1 pseudogene is annotated in these 705 nt (G+C 48.7%); it reads right to left on the bottom strand.

What is annotated here, in order from left to right:
• Nucleotides 1-37: 37 nt before the first annotated feature.
• Nucleotides 38-705 (bottom strand): annotated as a pseudogene (locus RMT89_RS40555) (phosphomannomutase); the annotation flags it as partial.

The raw sequence follows: 705 nt of genomic DNA, 5'->3' as shown, positions 1-705 counted from the left end.
TGATTCTTATTACCTAGTTGTAAGTTCCAGCTACCTTCTACAACTGTTGCACTTTCGCAAGCACTTGATTGACGATAGCCTGCGCCTGATCATAACTCTGAGCCTCGGCATAGCAACGCAGTTCAGGGGCGTTGCCCGATGGTCGCAAATGGAAAATCGAGTTATCCGATAAAGTAATACGCAACCCATCAGTGATATCCACTGCCTGAACCGTAAGGCCAGTAAAGCCAACTTGCTCGCTAAGTGCTTGGGCGTTTTTTGCGCCTGCTTGCACAATCGCAACGCTCTTCTCAGTGGCAAAGTTTTGAATACGGTCGCTATGAGTGTAACGTTTAGGCAGGGCTTCTACTAATGCCGTAATACCCGACTCTTTCGCTGCAGACAGCAACATAATAAAGGGTAATACCGCGTCACGTGTTGGTAGCGCTTTCAGTGCTTTGCCATTGATTTGCACATCAGAACCTAGCAGATAACCGCCATTGGCTTCAAATCCGGAGATAGAATCATAATGCTTCGCCAACTCAGCAAATTCAGCAATGACATACGGTGAGCCAATACGAGTGCGCGATACCTGACTAAATTGTGGAATCGACTCGATCACCGTATTACAGCTGACTGGCACCGCCAGCGCTTGCATATTCATGGCCTGCGCACACAGCACGCCGAGAATGTCCCCACGCAGCCATTCACCATTTTCATCAGCCA

Source organism: Streptomyces sp. P17, assembly GCF_032436805.1.
Classification (GTDB): domain Bacteria; phylum Actinomycetota; class Actinomycetes; order Streptomycetales; family Streptomycetaceae; genus Streptomyces.
The sequence above is the reverse complement of the archived record's forward strand: the minus strand, read 5'-3'. Positions and strand labels throughout refer to the sequence as shown.